Here is an 868-nt window from a genome sequence, read left to right as displayed (position 1 = left end):
GATTACCACGTTTATCATACGTATAACTTTCGTCGAATAAGGTAGAAGTCGCTATACGGTTTAACGCATCATAAGTAAAGGTGTTATCTTCCATGACGGCGCTTTGCTTGGTTGCTTGACGATTCGTTATATTACCAGTTTGATCATAGTTATATAGATACTGTTGACCTAATGTGGTTGCTTCATTTTCGTATTGTAACGTAGCTAATTTAAACTGATCATAGGTTCTTTCTACATTCACTCCATTGCCTTGCTCTTCTTTCCTCGCTTGTCCATTTAAATAATATTCGTAATCAGCTTCTACTATATTATTCCACTTTAATTGCTGTAACTGATTGACAGACGTATAGGAATAGCCGATTTCATCATTAAATGGTGTCTTTAATTTTATTCGTTGACCTAGCTTATTATACGTATAAGTCATCGTTTTTCCATCAGCAAACGTCATCGTAGTGAGATCACCAGTATGCGGATCATATTGATAACTCGTTGTTCCTGTCGTATCTGTCATCGAAGCACGAGAACCATCGTTATAATAACGATAGGCTATCTTTTCAGAAGGTCCTTGCTTGGATAGCAATCTATTTCTGTTGTCATAGGCGTACGTGAATTGCTGTTTACGCTTATCGATTAACTTGATTCTATTTCCATTTTTATCGTAATAAAATTTCTCTGCTGTACCTAATGCATCCACATTTTTTATTAATCTACCAGCTTGGTCATAATCTTTGCTTGTTGCCTTACCATCAGGATAAGTCGTTTTAATGTGTTGTCCTAATTGATCGTAATGATAAGTTGTCGTTTCTCCTAGTGCATTTTTAACAGATGTCAGCTGCCCGAATACATCATATGCATAGATCGTTGCTTG

General features: G+C 36.3%; 1 pseudogene. It reads right to left on the bottom strand.

Features of this window, described 5'->3' with window-relative positions:
- Window positions 1-868: pseudogene (locus ACFSTH_RS11430) on the bottom strand (type IV secretion protein Rhs); the annotation flags it as partial.

This window comes from Paenibacillus yanchengensis, assembly GCF_042684845.1.
Classification (GTDB): domain Bacteria; phylum Bacillota; class Bacilli; order Paenibacillales; family Paenibacillaceae; genus Pristimantibacillus; species Pristimantibacillus yanchengensis.
This window is presented reverse-complemented; position numbering and strand designations above follow the sequence as displayed.